At 36.6% G+C, this 19,173-nt stretch carries 20 protein-coding genes; 1 reads left to right on the top strand and 19 read right to left on the bottom strand.

Features of this window, described 5'->3' with window-relative positions; genetic code table 11:
* Window positions 1-17: 17 nt before the first annotated feature.
* A complete protein-coding gene (locus AMD00_RS17565) occupies window positions 18-1,622 on the bottom strand; it encodes a putative polysaccharide biosynthesis protein (RefSeq protein WP_053418368.1) in 1,605 nt (534 codons plus the stop codon).
* A gap of 235 nt (window positions 1,623-1,857) precedes the next feature.
* Between AMD00_RS17565 and AMD00_RS17570 the strand changes: the two genes are divergently transcribed.
* The gene (locus AMD00_RS17570) at window positions 1,858-2,175 is read left to right on the top strand and encodes a hypothetical protein (RefSeq protein ID WP_053418369.1); all 318 of its coding nucleotides are present in this window, start codon (window positions 1,858-1,860) and stop codon (window positions 2,173-2,175) included.
* A 40-nt stretch (window positions 2,176-2,215) separates the two neighbouring features.
* Here the strand turns inward: AMD00_RS17570 and spoVT are convergent, their stop codons facing one another.
* From spoVT to veg, 18 genes are all read right to left on the bottom strand, one after another.
* Entirely contained in the window at window positions 2,216-2,752 is a 537-nt protein-coding gene (spoVT, locus tag AMD00_RS17575) for a stage V sporulation protein T (RefSeq protein WP_038179271.1), read from the bottom strand.
* Between the two features lie 82 nt (window positions 2,753-2,834).
* On the bottom strand, window positions 2,835-6,362 hold the full coding sequence (gene mfd, locus AMD00_RS17580) for a transcription-repair coupling factor (protein WP_053418370.1): 3,528 nt from the start codon (window positions 6,360-6,362) through the stop codon (window positions 2,835-2,837).
* A 145-nt stretch (window positions 6,363-6,507) separates the two neighbouring features.
* Window positions 6,508-6,735 carry an anti-sigma-F factor Fin family protein gene (locus AMD00_RS17585; RefSeq protein ID WP_053418371.1) on the bottom strand — a complete coding sequence of 76 codons (228 nt, stop codon included), beginning with the start codon at window positions 6,733-6,735 and terminating at the stop codon, window positions 6,508-6,510.
* A gap of 61 nt (window positions 6,736-6,796) precedes the next feature.
* Window positions 6,797-7,354 carry an aminoacyl-tRNA hydrolase gene (gene pth / locus AMD00_RS17590; protein ID WP_053418372.1) on the bottom strand — a complete coding sequence of 186 codons (558 nt, stop codon included), beginning with the start codon at window positions 7,352-7,354 and terminating at the stop codon, window positions 6,797-6,799.
* Window positions 7,355-7,504: 150 nt separating this feature from the next.
* Window positions 7,505-8,680 (bottom strand): D-alanyl-lipoteichoic acid biosynthesis protein DltD, encoded by a 1,176-nt coding sequence (dltD, locus tag AMD00_RS17595; RefSeq protein WP_053418373.1) that lies wholly within the window; start codon window positions 8,678-8,680, stop codon window positions 7,505-7,507.
* Window positions 8,677-8,910, bottom strand: coding sequence for a D-alanine--poly(phosphoribitol) ligase subunit 2 (gene dltC / locus AMD00_RS17600; RefSeq protein WP_038179260.1), 234 nt, complete (start codon window positions 8,908-8,910; stop codon window positions 8,677-8,679). Before dltC ends, dltD begins: the two co-directional genes overlap by 4 nt.
* 17 nt (window positions 8,911-8,927) lie before the next feature.
* Window positions 8,928-10,097, bottom strand: a complete 1,170-nt coding sequence (gene dltB, locus AMD00_RS17605; RefSeq protein ID WP_053418374.1) for a D-alanyl-lipoteichoic acid biosynthesis protein DltB — start codon at window positions 10,095-10,097, stop codon at window positions 8,928-8,930.
* Entirely contained in the window at window positions 10,094-11,614 is a 1,521-nt protein-coding gene (gene dltA / locus AMD00_RS17610; protein WP_053418375.1) for a D-alanine--poly(phosphoribitol) ligase subunit DltA, read from the bottom strand. The genes dltB and dltA overlap by 4 nt, the downstream gene beginning before the upstream one ends.
* A gap of 17 nt (window positions 11,615-11,631) precedes the next feature.
* Window positions 11,632-11,778 (bottom strand): teichoic acid D-Ala incorporation-associated protein DltX, encoded by a 147-nt coding sequence (locus AMD00_RS22955; RefSeq protein ID WP_083446292.1) that lies wholly within the window; start codon window positions 11,776-11,778, stop codon window positions 11,632-11,634.
* Between the two features lie 232 nt (window positions 11,779-12,010).
* A complete protein-coding gene (locus AMD00_RS17615; protein ID WP_053418376.1) occupies window positions 12,011-12,622 on the bottom strand; it encodes a 50S ribosomal protein L25/general stress protein Ctc in 612 nt (203 codons plus the stop codon).
* A gap of 84 nt (window positions 12,623-12,706) precedes the next feature.
* Entirely contained in the window at window positions 12,707-13,666 is a 960-nt protein-coding gene (locus tag AMD00_RS17620) for a ribose-phosphate diphosphokinase (RefSeq protein ID WP_038179251.1), read from the bottom strand.
* 22 nt (window positions 13,667-13,688) lie between these two features.
* Entirely contained in the window at window positions 13,689-15,059 is a 1,371-nt protein-coding gene (gene glmU, locus AMD00_RS17625) for a bifunctional UDP-N-acetylglucosamine diphosphorylase/glucosamine-1-phosphate N-acetyltransferase GlmU (RefSeq protein ID WP_053418377.1), read from the bottom strand.
* Window positions 15,060-15,543: 484 nt separating this feature from the next.
* Window positions 15,544-15,840: a septation regulator SpoVG gene (gene spoVG / locus AMD00_RS17630; RefSeq protein ID WP_053418378.1), complete on the bottom strand. Its 297-nt coding sequence runs from the start codon at window positions 15,838-15,840 to the stop codon at window positions 15,544-15,546.
* A gap of 275 nt (window positions 15,841-16,115) precedes the next feature.
* Window positions 16,116-16,490 carry a RidA family protein gene (locus tag AMD00_RS17635; protein WP_053418379.1) on the bottom strand — a complete coding sequence of 125 codons (375 nt, stop codon included), beginning with the start codon at window positions 16,488-16,490 and terminating at the stop codon, window positions 16,116-16,118.
* A gap of 17 nt (window positions 16,491-16,507) precedes the next feature.
* Window positions 16,508-17,320 (bottom strand): pur operon repressor, encoded by an 813-nt coding sequence (purR, locus tag AMD00_RS17640; RefSeq protein WP_038179243.1) that lies wholly within the window; start codon window positions 17,318-17,320, stop codon window positions 16,508-16,510.
* A gap of 56 nt (window positions 17,321-17,376) precedes the next feature.
* Window positions 17,377-18,243: a 4-(cytidine 5'-diphospho)-2-C-methyl-D-erythritol kinase gene (gene ispE, locus AMD00_RS17645; RefSeq protein WP_053418380.1), complete on the bottom strand. Its 867-nt coding sequence runs from the start codon at window positions 18,241-18,243 to the stop codon at window positions 17,377-17,379.
* 237 nt (window positions 18,244-18,480) lie between these two features.
* Complete coding sequence (locus AMD00_RS17650) at window positions 18,481-18,663, bottom strand: small, acid-soluble spore protein, alpha/beta type (RefSeq protein WP_053418381.1); 183 nt, start codon at window positions 18,661-18,663, stop codon at window positions 18,481-18,483.
* 128 nt (window positions 18,664-18,791) lie between these two features.
* Entirely contained in the window at window positions 18,792-19,055 is a 264-nt protein-coding gene (gene veg, locus AMD00_RS17655; RefSeq protein WP_038179237.1) for a biofilm formation stimulator Veg, read from the bottom strand.
* Between the last annotated feature and the right edge of the window lie 118 nt (window positions 19,056-19,173).

The following is a 19,173-nucleotide window of genomic DNA, read 5'->3' on the forward strand; positions in this document are numbered from 1 at the left end:
AATTTTTCCACCTATCCTTATTTCTTTCTTTGAAGCCATAATTGATAACTAGCCATTCTGCGCCCAAACGGTAGTAAAAACCAATCCCTACTTGTTAGAACTCTATACTTTGCAATGATTGTCAAAAAGACAAAGGCTCCTATCAACGCTGCTGAACTACCAGTCAACGCAGCATTCAATCGCGAAGGTAAAGATGCAAAGAGCATCTGCTCAGCAAAATAACGCCACAACACCACAAAAGCTATCATGGCGACTGAAGCAAATCCCGTGCATATATAAAAACGTAAAGGTGCGAAGCGAATTGGTCTAATTTTTTTAAAATAATAGATCAACCCAATAGCTGAACATATTAAACCTAAATTACTAGCATACACCGCGCCTATGATACCCCATCTTATAATAAACGACTCATTACAAATCACTTTCACTATAAAGCCTACTATTAATATTAATGTCGGTATTTTTAATTTCCCTAACCCTTGAAGCATAGCTGTTAATGTTAAAATAAGCGACAGCCATATAATTTGCGCCACAAAGACTATTAGTACGTTAGATAATTCACGTGTTTCAAATAGCATCTCATTTACATAAGGCATAACAAGCATTAAACCAAGCGTCGCAGCAAAACCAAATAACAAGGACGTGCGATAGGTCAGTTGAATAAACCGTTCAGTTCTTCGCCCATTATCCTTTTTTGATGTATGAGCAACAAGAGGTACAATGGCAAGGGATAGCGATGTCGCAATGACAAGTCCTACTTGCACAAGTGGCTGCCCTCTATCATAAATCCCCTTCGTTTCCATTGCCTCTATGGTTGGTACGCCACTTTTTGTAAGGGTTTCAAAAACAGTAAATGAATCAACTAGTTGAAAAAATAATAGTAAAAGTCCACTCATACTGACCGTAATACTTAAAACTGTCAATTCCTTTAATACAGGAAAAATAGCTACCTTTTTTCTTACAACTATTTTGTCCCTCTGCTTGAACTTTTTATAATACATCCACAATAAAATAATACCTGCTAATTCGCCAACAACAGTGCCTGCCATAGCCATTTGTCCAGCTTGATAAAGGGAAGAGGTTGTCGTCATCACAAGCCATGTGCCACCTAAGATGACAAGGACACGTACAGTTTGTTCTACCACTTGTGCATAGGCAACTGGCGTCATCATGCCACGCGCTTGGAAGAACCCTTTATAAACAGCAATTGCTGGCATACATAGCGTAACAAACGCCCCTGTACGTAAAAGGGAAGCCAATTCAGGATCTCCCATCCATTTTGCGAATAGATCAGCGCCACCAAATAAAATTGCGAAGAAAAGGATGGATAAGATACTTAAATAATAAAATACCACTCGCAATAATTCTTTACGCCATACTTCATCGCGCTCTTCAGCCTCAGCAAGAATTTTAGAAATAGCGACAGCAAAACCACTCGAAGTCCAAACAACGAAAATTGCTACAAATGGATACACTTGTTGATAAATATAAAATCCCTGGTCCCCCACTAAATTTTGAAAAGGGACTCGGTACAACATGCTCAGTACTTTGACAAAAAGAGCAGCAAGCGTTAATAACGCGACTCCCTTCACATATACCTTCATTCCCCACTTCTCAGGCATTTCAAATCCTCATTCCTATACATCGTTCACTAAAATCCATAATAATCTAAATGTCATCAGTATAGCATATTGATGCATATCCATAAAAAACAGGTTAATGTATATCCAAAGGACTATACTTATTAGAAAATCATTTCTTTATATAGTAATGGATTATAAATAAGTGACTTTTAGTTCAATTTTAGTAAAAGAATCCGATAAAATCCTTAATTAAGAGTATAGAGGAGAGATTACTTTGAAGATGAATGTCACGAATATCAAAACATTTCATAACGCGGCGAAATTTAATCAGCCACATATTCTACAAAGCTCATATATCTATGCTGCATTAAAATCAAAATCTAAAAAAAATCAGGTTATAACTGAAAAAGAAAATGGTTATGTACGCCAGTATCTCGTCAAAGAAGACGGCACTAAAATATTGATTTCCGAAATGCGGGAAGATACCACAAAACAGGCCCCTATTCATAATGAATCAAATACCAATGATTTAATGAAGATGCTTAATTTTTCAACAAATGTACATCCTTCTAATATTAAAAAGATAAAATAAAAAAGTCTTCCTCGCTTTTGCGAGGAAGACTCTTTTCATGTTAATCAAGCATTTGCTTCGCAAGAAAGTGAGCTGCGGTTTCAGCTACTTTTTGCTCCGAGTCGCCAATAAAGTGTACCTTTGACAATATATAAACAGCGCCAATTGGGTCACCTGATACGATAATTGGTGCCACACAGTAAGATTTTATTTGCTCAACTTGACCTGGAACTAACTCTACAGAGCTTTCATGCTTCTCTACAAGAATGGATCGTTGCATAATACTTTCTTCAGCAAATGACGATAGCTGTCTATTAACATAATCCTTCTTTGATACACCTGCTACAGCAATCATTTCATCTCGATCACTAATTAAAGCAGCCGTACCCAGCGTTTCATATAACGTTTCTACATACGAAGTTGCAAAGTCACTCAATTCGCTAATAGGTGAATATTTCTTTAAAATAACTTCCCCTTCGCGATCCGTGAAAATCTCTAACGGGTCGCCTTCACGAATGCGTAAAGTCCTTCTTATTTCTTTTGGGATAACGACGCGCCCTAAATCATCAATACGTCGTACAATGCCAGTTGCTTTCATTCGTGTTGCCTCACTTTCGACAAAATATAGTTATACTTGTCCTAGTATGGTTCACAAATGGGCAATCTATGCAAAAAGGGTATTACTCAGCAACAGGTGCAGATTCTTCCCTTTTTGCAGTTGGCAAAAGTTTCATGATTTCTTCTAAAATATCAAACGGTAATTGTTTATCCGTTTTGCGTTCATCTATTGTAAGTAATAGCTGTTGCCCATCCATCCGGAAGCCCACAGCACGCCCGAACTTCAATGATTCTGAGACAACTTTTGCCCCATCTATATTCGCTGTACCCTGCTCTGAAATTTGAATAGTAATCACTTTATTCGTTTCCTTAATTGAAGTGACTCCTACTTCTTTCGCCCAAACTTTCATTCGTGCAATACGCAATAAACGTTCGGTCTCAAAAGGTATATCACCAAATCGATCTTGTAATTCATCAATGATTTCAAGATAGTCATTTTCATTTTCCATCGCTTTTACACGTTTATACATTTGAATTTTTTGATAGCCATCTGGAATATATTGATCTGGAATATATGCGTCATACGGTAAAATTATTTCAATTTCAGGAATATCTTCTTTTTTCGTACCACTACGTCGTTCTTCTATTGCTTCTTCAAGCATTTGTGAGTACAAGTCAAATCCGACAGAATCGATAAAGCCGTGTTGTTGAGACCCAAGTAAATTTCCTGCACCCCTAATTGATAAATCACGCATGGCAATTTTAAATCCAGAGCCAAGTTCAGTAAATTCTTTGATCGCTTGCAAACGTTGCTCAGCTACCTCTGTCAGTACTTTATCACGTTGATACATGAAATAGGCGTAGGCTACTCTATTGGAACGCCCAACGCGTCCTCGTAATTGATAAAGCTGAGATAAGCCCATACGATCCGCATTGTGTACAATTAATGTATTCACATTAGGAATATCCATACCTGTTTCAATAATTGTTGTCGTGACTAACACATCATAATCTCCGTCCAAAAATCCAAGAATAACAGATTCTAGCTCAGACTCAGTCATTTGGCCATGTGCAAAGCCGACACGCGCTTCAGGTACGAGCTCTTGAATCTCTTGCACCTTTTTCGCCATATCTTCAACACGATTATATAAATAGAACGTCTGCCCACCGCGTGACATTTCACGCTCAATAGCTTCACGCACCAGCGCACCACTATGCTCCATGACATACGTTTGGACTGGGAAGCGATTTGCAGGTGGTGTTTCGATAACAGATAAATCACGAACACCAACCATCGACATATGCAATGTACGAGGTATTGGTGTTGCTGTTAACGTTAATACATCTACGTTCGTTTTTAATTGTTTGATCTTTTCTTTATGCGTCACACCAAATCGTTGTTCTTCATCGACTACGAGTAATCCTAAGTCACGATACACCACATCCTTAGATAAGAGACGATGCGTACCGACAACAACATCTATCGTGCCGTCTTTTAACCCTTTTAGTGTTTCTGCTTGCTGTTTTTTTGTACGGAAGCGGCTAAGTAAACCAATAGAAACTGCCTGCTCTTGGAAACGTTCTACCATCGTTTCATAATGTTGCTGAGCTAAAATGGTTGTAGGTACAAGGAAAGCTACTTGCTTACCATCCATAATTGCTTTAAAGGCTGCACGAATGGCAACCTCAGTTTTACCATAACCAACATCACCACAGACAAGTCTATCCATTGGGCGCTCACGTTCCATATCGTGTTTAACTTCACGAATAGAACGTAATTGATCTTCCGTTTCCTCATATGGAAACGCCGCTTCAAAGGTGCGCTGTTCATCGCCATCTGGAGTAAAGGCAAAACCTTTTTCAGCTTCACGTTTTGCATATAGTTTGATTAAATCATCGGCAATATCTTGTACTGCAGATGAAACTTTACTTTTCGCACGTTTCCACTCTGCTCCACCTAGCTTATGTAGCTTCGGTTCACGGTCTTCAGAAGCAACATATTTTTGGATTAAATCAATTTGATCGACTGGTACGAATAGTTTATCATCTGCTCTGTAGCGGACATGCAAATAATCTTTATGTGACCCTTTTACTTCTAAAGTTTCGATACCGATATATTTCCCAATACCATGGTGAATATGAACGACATAATCTCCAGGTTTGATTTCTGTATAACTTTTTATACGCTCGGCATTTGTCATTTTTTTAGGGCGCGATTTCTTTTTTTGCTTTTGCTTAAATAGCTCCTCTTCCGTAACAATCGCTAAACGCTGTAACGGGAGTTCAAAACCAGCTGTTAATGCTCCTTCAATTGCATAAACACCTGCTCCATTCGGTTCCCCGAGTTGTATATGAATATCGTAATCATCCAGCACTGTTTGCATTTTTCGTAGACGATCTTTACCTTCCGCCACAAAGAGCACCGTAAATTTCCCTTGCTCCCATCGCTCCATCTCATTTTTCAATAGAGGTATTTGTGCATGGAAATGTTGCATTGGTTTGCATGAAAAACTTGTAGTTTTCTTAAACTGCACACCAGAAAATGCACGCGTAAATAGAGCAAAGAATAGTTTCGGTTGTTTTACCATCGCTAAAATTTCTTTTAGTGAATATGAAGGTTTCACGGCATGCACCATTTTCCCTTCTTCTAGGAGGCTCAAGAACCATTCTTTCTCTTCTTTCTCCCACGCATCCATTACTTCTTGAACTCTGCCTAATTCATCAAATACAACGAGAGCATTTTGGGCAAAATAATCGCCTAAATAAGATGGCTTATCATATAAAAGCGAGCCATACTTATTGGCGTAATCAGGTAAGTTACCTTGCTTTAGCATTTCAATATCTGCTTGGATATTTTGGTAGAGTGCTTCTTTAACATCTTGCGCTTTCACTTTACGTAAACTTTCTGCCAACGCATTCTCTAGTTTTTCAGCCAGTATTACTCTATCAGCTTGCGTTAAAACGAATTCTGTCGCAGGCAAAATACGTACATCTTGTAGTTTATCAATTGAACGCTGATCATCCGCAGAAAATGTTCGTATTGAATCTACTTCTGTATCGAACAATTCAATACGCACTGGCACTTCCATATAAGGTGGATAAATATCTAAGATACCACCACGTAATGCAAATTCTCCTGGTGTTGTCACCATCTGGCCACGTGTATAGCCCATTACAATAAGCTGATTCAACCAAGCTTCTACATCGACATCGTCACCGATTGCCGTTTGAAGACGTAAATCAAGCCATTGCTCTTTTGGAGACATCATTTTACGTAGACCTGCTACTGGAATAATGTAAATTCCCTTTTGTTCATGTAACATATGGTCAATTGTTTCAATTCGTTGCGCTCTTAACTCAGGACTTGCTATCGACATATCAGCTGCAATAAATTCATCAGCTGGATAATAATGCACAAGTTCCTCGCCCATCAACTTCACTAAATCATCATACATTTTCTGCGCTTGCAATAGATTTGGCGAGATGATATACACTGGTTTTTCTATCGCCCCATAAATCGTATCTAAAAAAGCTGGACGCGCACTCCCAGAAAGGCCCGTAATTAACTGAGGACCATTATTTTGCTGCAAATCTTCCAATAATTTTGTTATATGCATATCTTGAGAGAACAATTTACGTAATATCTCCAAATGAAGCCCTCCTTCCTTCAAAAAATATAATGAAACTATTTGCTCTATCTATATTTTACGAGTAAATAGTCTATCTATTTCATATTTCTTTTCATTCGTATACAGAAAAAGGCCTTGGACGCATAGCGCACCAAAGCATCTTTCATTATTGTAGCCATTTTTTTAACGCGTAATAGTCTGGAAATTGTTTTAAAGATTCTTCACAATGTTCACAAATACAATCGACCGTTGTATCTCCATTATGGTCTTTATGAATGTATTGTTCTGCCTCTTCTTCATTTAATTGATGTAACTTGCGGACACTTTCCTCTGAATCGAAAGGCAGTAGCCCAACCTCAGTTTCACAGTGCCGACAGCGATAATGAATTGCCATATGCAACATGCCCTCCTTTATAAAAAGTATAGACAGTCACATAGCAATTTATGCTCATTCATTAATTAAATTGATTCATAACATCTATAAACGGCTTGTTCAGTGCATACTCACAAGCATCCGCCGCTTTTTCAAAAGCATCTTGCATTACAGGCTGATCTTCCTTCGAAAATCTTGCAAGAACATAATCCGAAACCTTCATACCCGCAGGTGGGCGGCTAATACCAATACGAATACGGTTAAAGTTTTGAGTACCTAAATGCTGGATTAATGATTTTATACCGTTATGACCGCCCGCACTGCCTTTTTGACGCAAACGTAATTTTCCTTTATCCAAATCTAAATCATCATAAATAACAATGATATCCTCTACATCGATATCAAAATAATCCATGATTGGACCCACACATTCACCAGAAATATTCATATACGTAAGTGGCTTCAATAGCATGACTTTGCCTTCTGGACGGTGAATAGTACCGTACATACCATTAAATTTTGATTGATTTAATGATACGCCCCATTTAGCTGCCAATATGTCGATGGTATCAAAACCGACATTGTGATGTGTATGTTCATATGTTTTGCCCGGATTGCCGAGACCAATTATTAGTTTCATAATAGCATCTTCCTTTTCTGCCTAATCCATGCTATTTTATCACATACCGTTGGATATTATGAAAAAATGCAATTATTAGTGGTTTTTCGACTTTTTCCTAAGAAAAAAATCGCTCTATCATAAAATGATAAAGCGATTTTCTCTATTCGACTATTGTTTCCAATAATCGGCCATTTCTCGGTCGAGATATACCCAACCTTTCCAAGAAATATGAATTGTATCACTAATAAAATGCGGTTCGTACTCGTAACCAGTAAAATCAACAAGTGGGAAACCAGCACTTTGCACCTGCTTATTAATTTTCGCATAATATTCTTCTCGACGTTCTTGTGGGAACCCTGCATAATCGTACCATTTTCCATTCACAGGAATAGATACGAACATTGGCTTAGCACCAGCATCTTTTAATACATCCAAGACCATTTGAAAATCTTCATATTCAGGCGACTCTGTATAGCTTTCGTGTTTACGGAAGCCTTTGAGTTCATCTAACTTAAACTCTAATTTCTTTTTATAATATTTATCGTTAATAGATAAATTATTTGTTGTAATTCGCTGACTACCATATTCATTTGCATACTTCGTCAACTGCTCAAAAGATTTTCCCGCAACCATTTCTGGATTTGCATGCAATTTTTCACGCGGCTTTCCCATGATGGAGTAATACAAATCTTTTTTCTCCATTAACTTTTTATTTATTAAAGCTACTGGTTTTGCTAAAGCTGCTTTTATCGGATATTTTGCACCATCTGTTACTTCATTTTCATAAATTGTTGATAAAACAAAGTCTCTTTGTACACTATCAAACTGCAAAAGACGCTCCATAGCTTTTTTCTTCAACTGAGGATCCATCTTATTATTTAACGCTAAATCGTAAGATTGCAACATTGAATAGTTAGGTGAGAAATGGAATTCATCAACGCCTGTTTCTGTAAACCATTGCGGCGAAATAATAAATACTAATTTCTTGTTTTTTAAATTTTCCTCGTGCGCAGCAAAGTTCAAAAAGTGATGAATCGATTGCGTACCACCACGGCCATATAAATATGACGTAAAGCCTTCATCATTCGCTTTAAAATAGTTATATGGATGGAATGGATCAAAGCGATTTAACTCAGACGAGCCATAGATTGGGAACATATTCGGCTCTTGTAGTAAACGATCTTGGAAATACTCCCCTTGGAACATTAAAGGATTCAGAGCTGTTTTAGCATGTTCTACATCTTTATCTGAAATTAAAAAACCTAGCCATTTATTTGGTATAAACAAAAATACTAAAAACAGAATTACCGCAATGAAAAGCGGTAAGAAGGCATACTTTCTCATACACGCTCAGCTAACTGCTCTGCGATACGATTCGGTGTATTCCACTCCTCGCGCGTAAACTCTGTAATTGATACTGAAATACCAAACTTCTCTTCTACTTCAACTAGAAACGTAATGATACCAAACGAATCAAGTAAACCTTCTTCAAATAAATCGATATCAGGTTGCTCAACAACAACATCTTCCTGACATACCTCTGCTAATAATTCATATACTTTTTGTTTTTCCATCTTAATCTAACTCCTTATTATTTAAATAGTTGTCCAGAGAAAATATAAAATCCAAAGCAAATAAAGTTGAATGTTATAAACACGGATACAACATGTGTAAATTTATTTTTCGGCCATAGTTTATGTTTTCGATTCCATCGATCGAAGTAGTCATATCCAATGATTAGGGCTGCTTGGTACAAGCCATAAATAATAAAATGCCATTCTAATCCATGCCAAACACCCATGATGAAGAATAATAGGAAATAACCAATATTAGAAACTGTATAGCGATTTTTAATCCATTTTTTCTTCGTCATCCAAAATACAAAACGCATATATACATAGTCTCTAAACCAGAATGATAGACTCATATGCCAACGATTCCAAAAGTCTTTAATATTTTTACTAATGAATGGCATGTTAAAGTTTTCTGGTGTTTTAACTCCCATCAAGTAGCTGACCCCTATAGCAAAGGCACTATAACCCGCAAAGTCAAAAAATAGATAGAAGCTGTAAGTATACATATACGCTACATTAGCCCAAAATGGCGAATGAATATAAGTTGCGTGATCTGGTAAGTAAACAAGAATTTTGTTGTAAATTAAAAACGCTAAAATAAATTTGTATAAGAACCCTCGGAAAATACTATTAATCCCTAAATATAAAAGCTCTTTATACTCCTCTTTTGAAAAGGTCTTATTAACATCCTTTTCAAATCTTCTCCAACGATCAATTGGACCTGATGATACAGTTGGGAAAAATAGTAGGAAGTAAATAAGCTCACCAATCGGTAGTGTCTGCTTCTTCATCATGCCGTCACGTGTTTCAATAACTATCTGTACGGACTTAAATGTAATATACGAAACACCCAGGAATCCAAATACATGATTCAAACCGAGTAATGGTAGTACTTTCACAAGCACTAATGGTAATATCGCTAATACAACCATCATACAAAATACAACTGTATTATTACGTTCTTTTCTATAATGATGGTAACCTTTAATTAAAACAATTTGAAAAATCGTAAACAAAATAATAGATATTGCACCGGTCTTCGAATTCCCAAAGATGACGGCCAATATAACAATAGACACAAGCATATTATAAATTTTTGATGATTTACCTAATAACCCAAGAACGATAGTAGGTAAAAGAAAAATACCAATTAAAAAGAAAAATATAAACGAGCCATATGGAATCATACCATAACCTCAGCTATTAATTGTTTTCGATTTATTTTACCATTAGATGTCATAGGTAACTGATCACAATAATTAAATTTTCTCGGAATCATATATGCTGGTAAACTTTTTGCTAGTTCTTTTTTTATAGCGCTTGATAATTGATATTCTTTTTCAAAAGAGTGTTCTTTAGGCACGATATATGCTGCTAAAAAATCAATAGCCTCATTTTTATAAACTGGTACAACTACACACGAATCTACATACTGGCATTGCAATAGATTGTTTTCGATTTCTTCGATTTCCATTCTATAGCCATGAACCTTCACTTGGAAATCCACACGCCCACTATAAAAATGTAATCCTTTTTTCTGATATCCAACATCACCTGTTCGATACGCTTGTTGTCCTTTATATTCAAAAAAGGCCTTTTCAGTTAATGTTTCTTCTCCTAAATATCCTTTACTAACACTTGGTCCAACAATAATCATTTCACCTTTTTCGCCATCAGATAATATTTGATCATCCTCATTGATAATAAGCATCTGAGTATCACCTTTTATATAACCTATTGGTAAAGAACTATGATCATTTAATAATTCTTCGGTTACTTCTATTGCTGAAACTGCTACTGTTGCCTCTGTTGGTCCATATGTATTGAAAATGCGTGCGTCCGGGAACAATTTCAATAACTTATTTGCAACTTCTGTCGGCAATACTTCTCCACAAAATAGGAAAGTATTTAATGAAGGCAGCATCTCACTAGTAAATTCAGGATTCATTAAACACATTTGTACAAATGATGGCGTAGATGTCCAAACATTTGTTTTTGACTGTGTTAATTGCCCAAATAAAATCTTAGGATTTGCTATCATCTCTTTTGTAATTGCGAATAATGTAGCACCCGTCGTTAGTGCAGGATAAAGGTCCATTACCGACAAATCAAATGAAAATGGTGCTTGATTTAAAAATACCTTGCCCTCTGTTATCGGGAAATCTTCATGCATCCAACTAACAAAGCTCTCTAAATTTCGAGCTGAAATTTGAACACCTTTAGGATTCCCTGTACTACCTGAGGTGTAAATAATATAAAAATCATCATTCTCTTTCACCCAAGTAGATGTTGATGCTCCATTGGAGTGTTCAGCAACTATATTTGTTAATTGACCTTCAGACATATAGGGAATTGATGACTGCTGAAGTGAATCTCTTTCTAGATTCTCTGTTTCAATGAGAAAAGCTGCACCTGATCGCTCTATAATTTTTTGAATGCGTTCTTTTGGAATTGATACATCTACCGGAATATATGGGTGACCTGCTTTTACTACTCCTAAAAAGGAGCTAACCATCATGGGTGCCATATGACCATATACTATAATAGGTGCTTTCTTCGGGAGATTTAAAGTGGTTAAATACGCGGCTAATGATTCTGACTGTTTCCATAAATCTCCGTAACTTAATGTCGCATCTCCATTTTGAAATGCAATAGAATCTTCATTATTCAAGGCTATATTTTGAATAGCCGAAAGTATATTCAATGGAAACCCTCCTAACTTTAAAATTCTGTATATATGAATGGACCGGCATTCATATCATGAAAACCATATAAGAGAACGAGTAAAATGAGAATCGCCAAGTAATAAATCGTCCGCATACCCACATACGTTACAGTATGATTCCAAAGCTTTCTTACTTTCTCCATCCTATTTACCTCACATTTCTACAATTTAATCATTTACGATACACCATTTCTTCTATTATTACAATATCATGTCAATACCATTACATTAGACGTAATATAGCAAAAGTTGTTCCTACCCACAACAAGAAGAAGACCTAAAGACTACATTTTTTCAAATAAATAGTAGCAAGGGTAAAGAAAAAGGCTTACCATCGTTATCGATAGATGGTAAGCCCTTTTTTTGAAATTTATTTTATCTAGCACCTATAATCTCTTCAGAAGTTGCTTTTTCATCAACTTCTGTTGACTCAACCTCAACTGTAGGCACAGATACGGTAACAAGAAGAAAGTCATCCGTATCAAGAATTTCGAATGTTGAAGTGCTACGAATATCACCAACAGCTAAAGTGTCACCTATTTCTAAAGTTGAAATATCAACCTCTATAGATTCTGGAATATCTGATGGTTTTACCTTAACTGTTACTTCACGATTAGGCTGTTGGAGAATGCCGCCCTCTTTTACTCCTACTGAATCGCCAATAAGATTTACTGGTACACTCACTTCTAATGCATCTGACATATTAACCGCTAAAAAATCTAAGTGAACTAATGTCCCCTTCAATGCACATTTTTGAGCTTCATTTAATACGGCGTTTAATTTTTTACCATCAATTTCTAATGTTACTATGGAGTTTTTACCATCTAAACGTAATGCTTTTTCATACTCTCTTGCATTAATCGTAATTGGAGTTGCCTCTGTTTTATAACCATATACCACAGCTGGCACAAAACCTCTTTGTCGAAGTTCAGTTAGTGCAGAATGATTTTCAACCTTACGCTTTTTTGCATGAACTACAGTACTCATATAGATACATGTCTCCCTTCCTAGTTAACATAGTCACATTAATATATGTACCCTGTTAGCTAGGAATTCAAACATTTACCATTATTAATCGAATAAAGTACTTACTGATTTGTTCTCGTAGATTCTTACAATTGCATCAGCTAATAAAGTTGCTACAGATAGTTGTTTAATTTTCGGTGATTTTTTCTCATCCGGTAATTGGATAGAGTTTGTAATCACTAATTCTTTAATTACAGAGTTATCAATACGCTCGATAGCTGGACCTGATAATACAGGGTGCGTACAGCAAGCGTAAACTTCTTTAGCACCTGCTTTAACTAAAGCGTCAGCACCGATTGTAATTGTACCTGCCGTATCAATAATATCATCGATTAAGATTGCTACTTTACCATCAACACTACCAACAATATTCATAACTTCTGCAACATTTGGACGTGGACGACGTTTATCGATTATAGCTATTGGAGCTTTTAAGCGATCAGCCATTTTACGTGCACGTGTTACACCACCGTGGTCTGGTGATACGATAACAACGTCTTCTGATTTGAAGCCTTTTGCTTTGAAATGATCAGATAATAGCGGTACACCGATTAAGTGATCCATTAAGATGTCGAAGAAACCTTGAATTTGTGGAGCATGCAAGTCAAGAACGATTGCACGAGTAGCTCCTGCAGTTTCTAGTAAGTTAGCCACTAATTTAGCCGTAATTGGTTCACGTGCACGTGCTTTACGATCTTGGCGAGCATAACCATAGTAAGGTAATACTACGTTTACTGTGCGCGCTGAAGCACGTTTCACGGCATCAACCATAATAAGTAATTCCATTAAGTTTTCGTTTACTGGAGCTGAAGTAGACTGTACGATAAATACGTCACACCCACGAATACTTTCCTCAATATTAATTTGAATTTCTCCATCACTGAAATGTTTAACGGAGCATTTTCCTAGCTCGACACCTACTTCTTTAGCAATTTCTTCAGCTAATGGTATATTCGAGTTTAATGAAAAGATTTTTAACTTTGAGTTGGCATATTGATACGGCATGATGGCCTCCTGGTAATTTTAATTATTTTAATTTTAGTTTGGTAACATAATTATCTTTGTTTTCTTGTCTAGAACGTGCAATTGCTAGTGCGTCAGCGGGTATGTCTTTTGTAATTGTTGAACCAGCTGCTACATATGAGCCTTTTCCTACCGTTACGGGTGCAACTAAATTAGAGTTACAACCCACAAAAGCATTATCTTCAATCACTGTTTTAAACTTGTTTTCACCATCATAATTGACAGTAATCGTACCGCAACCTATATTGACTTCAGTACCTACTTCAGCATCTCCTAAGTACGATAGGTGAGACACTTTACTACCATTATCTATCTTTGTTTTCTTCACTTCAACGAAGTTTCCAATTTTCACATGATCGCCCAAATCAGAATCTGGACGTATATGCGCAAATGGACCAACAGCTGTATCCTCACCGATAATGCTTTCACGTACTACAGAAGAATGGACAGTCGTACGATTTCCAATACGGCTATTTTGAATATGGCTATTTGGACCAATGATGCAATCTTCTCCAATGCTAGAAGCACCTTCAATGATAACACCTGGTTGGATAACTGTGTCTCGACCAATTTGTGCATCAACACTTATATATGTGTTATTAGGGTTAATAATCGTCACCCCATTACGCATATGTTGTTCGTTAATTCTAGCACGCATTGTTTCTTCAGCTTGAGATAAAGCAATACGGTCGTTAACACCAAGCGTTTCAGCAAAGTTTTCAGTTACATATGCCGCAACTACTTCACCTTGTTTTTGTAAAATTTCAATGACGTCAGGTAAATAGTATTCACCTTGCGCATTATCATTTTTCACAAGTTTCAACGCAGCAAATAACGCTTTATTATCAAAGCAATATGTGCCAGTGTTGATTTCTTTTACTTGTCGTTGTTCAGGTGTTGCATCTTTTTGTTCAACAATTTGAGCAACCTGTTGATCTGTAGAGCGAAGAATTCGGCCATAGCCAGTAGGATCTTCAGCGATAGCAGTTAAAATTGTTGCTTTTGCATGATTTGACTCATGATGCTCGAACAACGCTTTCATTGTTTCGGGGCGAATTAAAGGTGTATCCCCACAAATAACAATCGTTGTGCCTTCTAATTCTCCAAGGATCGGTTCCACCTGTTGAACGGCATGTGCAGTACCAAGCTGTTCAGCTTGTAATACATACTCACTTTTTTCACCAAGTTGTTCCTTTACCTTTTCAGCACCATAACCTACGATTGTTACTATACGTTCTACATCTAATGTTTGAATATGATCAACTACATGCTCAACCATTGGTTTTCCACAAACCGGATGAAGAACTTTATATAATTTGGACTTCATACGCGTACCTTGGCCGGCAGCCAGTATAACGGCATAAACATTCGTCATTTCGCAAGTCCTCCATTTTAGCTGATTTTCTCTTTTGACTATAAAGCAAATTTAGTTAATTTTCAAGACTTCCTCACTTGACAAAACTATGACAAACAATTTATTATTAAAATCTTTTGTTTTTTTATAAAAAAATTCCAGTAGCTATACTTTTAAGTAAAAACAAACTTTTTAATTAACAGTCTCCCAATAAAAAGCAATATTCAAATAATCTTTCCTAATCTGTCGCCTATACTCCTTTATATATATGCCTAAGAAATAAATTAAGTGTAAGTCTCAAAAAAACTCAAAAAAGAGGAATTATTGGATCTAACTCTTTCAGACAATTTCTCATTTTGTTGTATTACAAGTATGAAAATATATCAATTATCCCTTATCTTTGTAAGTTTCAGATTCTCATTCTATTTACTAAACTAGCAAACGAAAAGGTTTGATATATACAAAAAAGAGCCCATTCAATATGAATGGGCTCTAAATTTACGGGTTATTGAATTTCTTGGTGTTCTTCATAAACCGTCGCATCTTCATCACTCGACTCTTCATAAGCTTTAAGTACAGCTTCTTGAATTTTTGTACGAGTTCCAGAATTAATCGGATGTGCAATATCACGAAATTCTCCGTCTGGAGTGCGCTTACTAGGCATTGCTACGAATAGCCCTGCGTTACCATCAATGACGCGAATATCATGCACTACAAATTCGTTGTCAAGTGTGATGGAAGCAATGGCACGCATACGTCCATCAGTTTGTACACGACGTAATCTTACATCTGTAACTTCCATTCTCTCACCACCTCTCATCTAAGATGCCAAAATGACTCTATCTACTTTATTCTATGTAAATTTATAGATTCCTTCTTTTTCCTTATTTATTTTTTAAAAATTTAGAATGTTTACAATCCTATTATACATTAGTTACTAATTGACTTTAAATCACATATCTATTACGTCCAATTTTTACAAACAAAATGATTATATACAAAAAAAGACTATCAATGAGCTTACTAGCTCATTGATAGTCTTTTTATATTTCATCGTTTCTTAAAACTACTCTTTACTTAGTCAATTACTGCAATGACTTCAATTTCTACTTTAGCATCTTTAGGCAGACGTGCAACTTCTACTGTTGTACGAGCAGGTTTATGCTCTCCGAAGTGTGCAGCATATACTTCATTCATCGCTACGAAGTCATTCATATCTGCGATAAATACTGTTGTTTTAACTACTTTTTCTAAAGAAGTGCCTGCTTCTTTAAGAACTGCTTTTAGATTCTCAAAAACTTGGTTTGTTTGTTCAGTGATGTCACCATCTACAAACTCTCCGGCTGGTGTTAAAGGAATTTGACCTGAGCTATAAAAAACATTATTTAAAATCATACCTTGTACGTATGGGCCAATTGCAGCTGGCGCATTTTTTGTTGCTACTACTTCCATCTTTCATTTCCACCCTTCTAAAAATAGTTTCCCTCACTTAAAGCAATTGTACGATCCTTTTCATTCACTTCTTTTAATTTTACAAGTGAATAATAATCATCTACTAAGCGCTCGTCTAGATGTTCTGCCTCTACTAACACAGCGATGCCAGCTAGTGTACAGTCGAATTCTTCTAGCAAGTTTTTCATACCATTCATTGTACCGCCAACTTTCATAAAGTCGTCTGTAATAAGTACACGTTGGCCACTTTGCATGCTACGCTTTGATAGCACCATCGTTTGAATACGACGCGACGATCCAGATACATAGTTAATACTTACAGTGGAGCCTTCTGTTACCTTGTTATCACGACGTACTACAACTACAGGTACATTCAAATGTCTCGCAATAGCATGGGCAATTGAAATACCTTTTGTTGCTACTGTCATAATAACATCAATTTCTTTATCGCAAAATGCCGAAGCAAATACTTTTCCGACGCGATTCATTAATTCGGGATTACCGAGTAAATCTGTCATAAATAAATATCCACCTGGCAATAGTCGATCTGAATGACTTAACTCTTTTAAGAGCTCTTGCATAACTTCTTTAACAGCCTCTTCTGGCATTTTAGGAATATATTTTACTCCCCCAGCAGCTCCTGGAACAGTCACAAGAAGGCCAATCCCTCTTTCCTCAAATGTATCTTTAACAATCGATAAATCCTCACTAATAGAAGATTTGGCCGATTGATACAATTCTGCGAAAAACGTTAGAGGGATCAACTGCTGTGGATGCTCCAATAAATAATGCGTCATGTCTACAAGACGTTCGCTACGCTTCCATTTCATGAAATCCTCTCCTGAACACGAATGATTTATACAAAAAATACCACAATTATACGTATTTAATCAAGGGAATCGCGATCCCCAAGCATACGAATTGCATATACTTCATCACAAAAGCCTCTTAATCCATTGTAAATACGACTTACACGAGCCTCATTCTGCACGAGGCCAAACACCGTTGGACCGCTACCACTCATTAATACGGCATCCGCTCCAAAACGCTTCATTTGTTCTTTTATCACTGCTACTTCTGGATGCAATTTTAATGTAACCGTTTCTAGTACATTCCCGACAGTATCACAAAGTAATTCATAATCATCCTCTTCAATGGCTTGAATCATCTGTTGTGTATTCGGATGGACAACATCATCCATGTTTAAACCACCATAAACAGCCGCTGTTGAGACACCAATCGTTGGCTTAGCTAATACTACCCAGCAACTTGGAGGCGCAGAAATCGCCTGTATACGCTCTCCTCGACCTGTTGCAAGTGCAGTGCCACCGTAAACACAAAAAGATACGTCAGAGCCGATTTTAGCTCCTAATTCCGCTATTTCATCCATAGATAGGTTTAAATTCCATAATGTATTTAAACCTTTCAAAGTTGCGGCAGCATCGCTACTACCTCCAGCTAGTCCAGCTGCTACTGGAATATGTTTATCAATAGTAATAGATACACCTTTATCTATATTGTATGTATCTTTTAATAACTTAGCTGCTTGATAAGCTAGGTTTCTTTGATCATCAGGTACAAAACGATCTGTCGAATGAATTTTAATAAGCCCATCTTTTCTACTTCTAAGGCCGACTCTATCAGCGAGATCAACCGTTGTCATAATCATCTCTACCTCATGATAGCCATCGGGACGTTTGTAGAGTACATCTAATGTTAAATTAATCTTGGCAGGTGCTTTTACGTAAAGCATAACGCTGCCCCCTTCCTAGCAGGTTTTTATACAAAAAGTGATTCTATTATTCGTGCTTTTTTCACTGATTATTATTCTACCACAGGAAGACCTTTGTAAATAAGCTTCTACCTTTCCAATCGGGAGATTTTTATGCTCCTAAATCTTTATATTAAAAACGAAAAGCTACCTCACAGTTGAAAGCTCAAGCTGTGGGGCAGCCAATTGTCAGTTCATCAATTTTGGACAATCATCAATCTACTTTGTTTTTGCTTCTTCAGCTAATTGCTGTTGTGCCATTTCGATTGCTCTTTTGACCATATTACCGGCATCTCGTGATTTGATCCCGCCCCATCCTTCTCGCTCTACTACATCGTAAAATCCAAGGTCTTTTGCGATTTCTTCTTTCAAACGATCCGACATGATACGTTTTCTCGCCATTCGAAATTCCTCCTTAGATGACTGACTGTTATAGTATGTTCAATAAAAAAACAAAAACACTCATAAAATATTCTTACGCAAAGAATACGTTACAAGTGTCCGAAAAAAATATTCGATTATAAATGCACTTACTTGGCAATGACCAATTCTTTGATGTCATCGTCAAATGTAATCTCTACTGCTTCTGTTAAAATATCTGTGTAGCTGTAAGAAACTCGCTCAAAGGCGTTTTCATCTTGATCAAGATCAACTACAAATACTGCGCGATATGTTTCACGTAATATTCCAGCGCGCTCAACCGTTTTCTTGCGACCACCGTTTGCTTTTAATTGCAAACGTCTACCCAAATGACAATCTAACGACTTCTTAATGTCGGCTAAAGTTTTTGGCATTTTCGCTTACACCTCACTATAAACCATTATACATGAGGATGTTTAATTCGTCAAGTTAAATAAATTATTTTATCAATCCATCTTAGTGATGTCAATTGTTTTTTATTCGAAAATCTAT

This window comes from Viridibacillus arvi, from assembly GCF_001274945.1.
In the GTDB taxonomy this organism is placed as follows: Bacteria; Bacillota; Bacilli; order Bacillales_A; family Planococcaceae; genus Viridibacillus; species Viridibacillus arvi.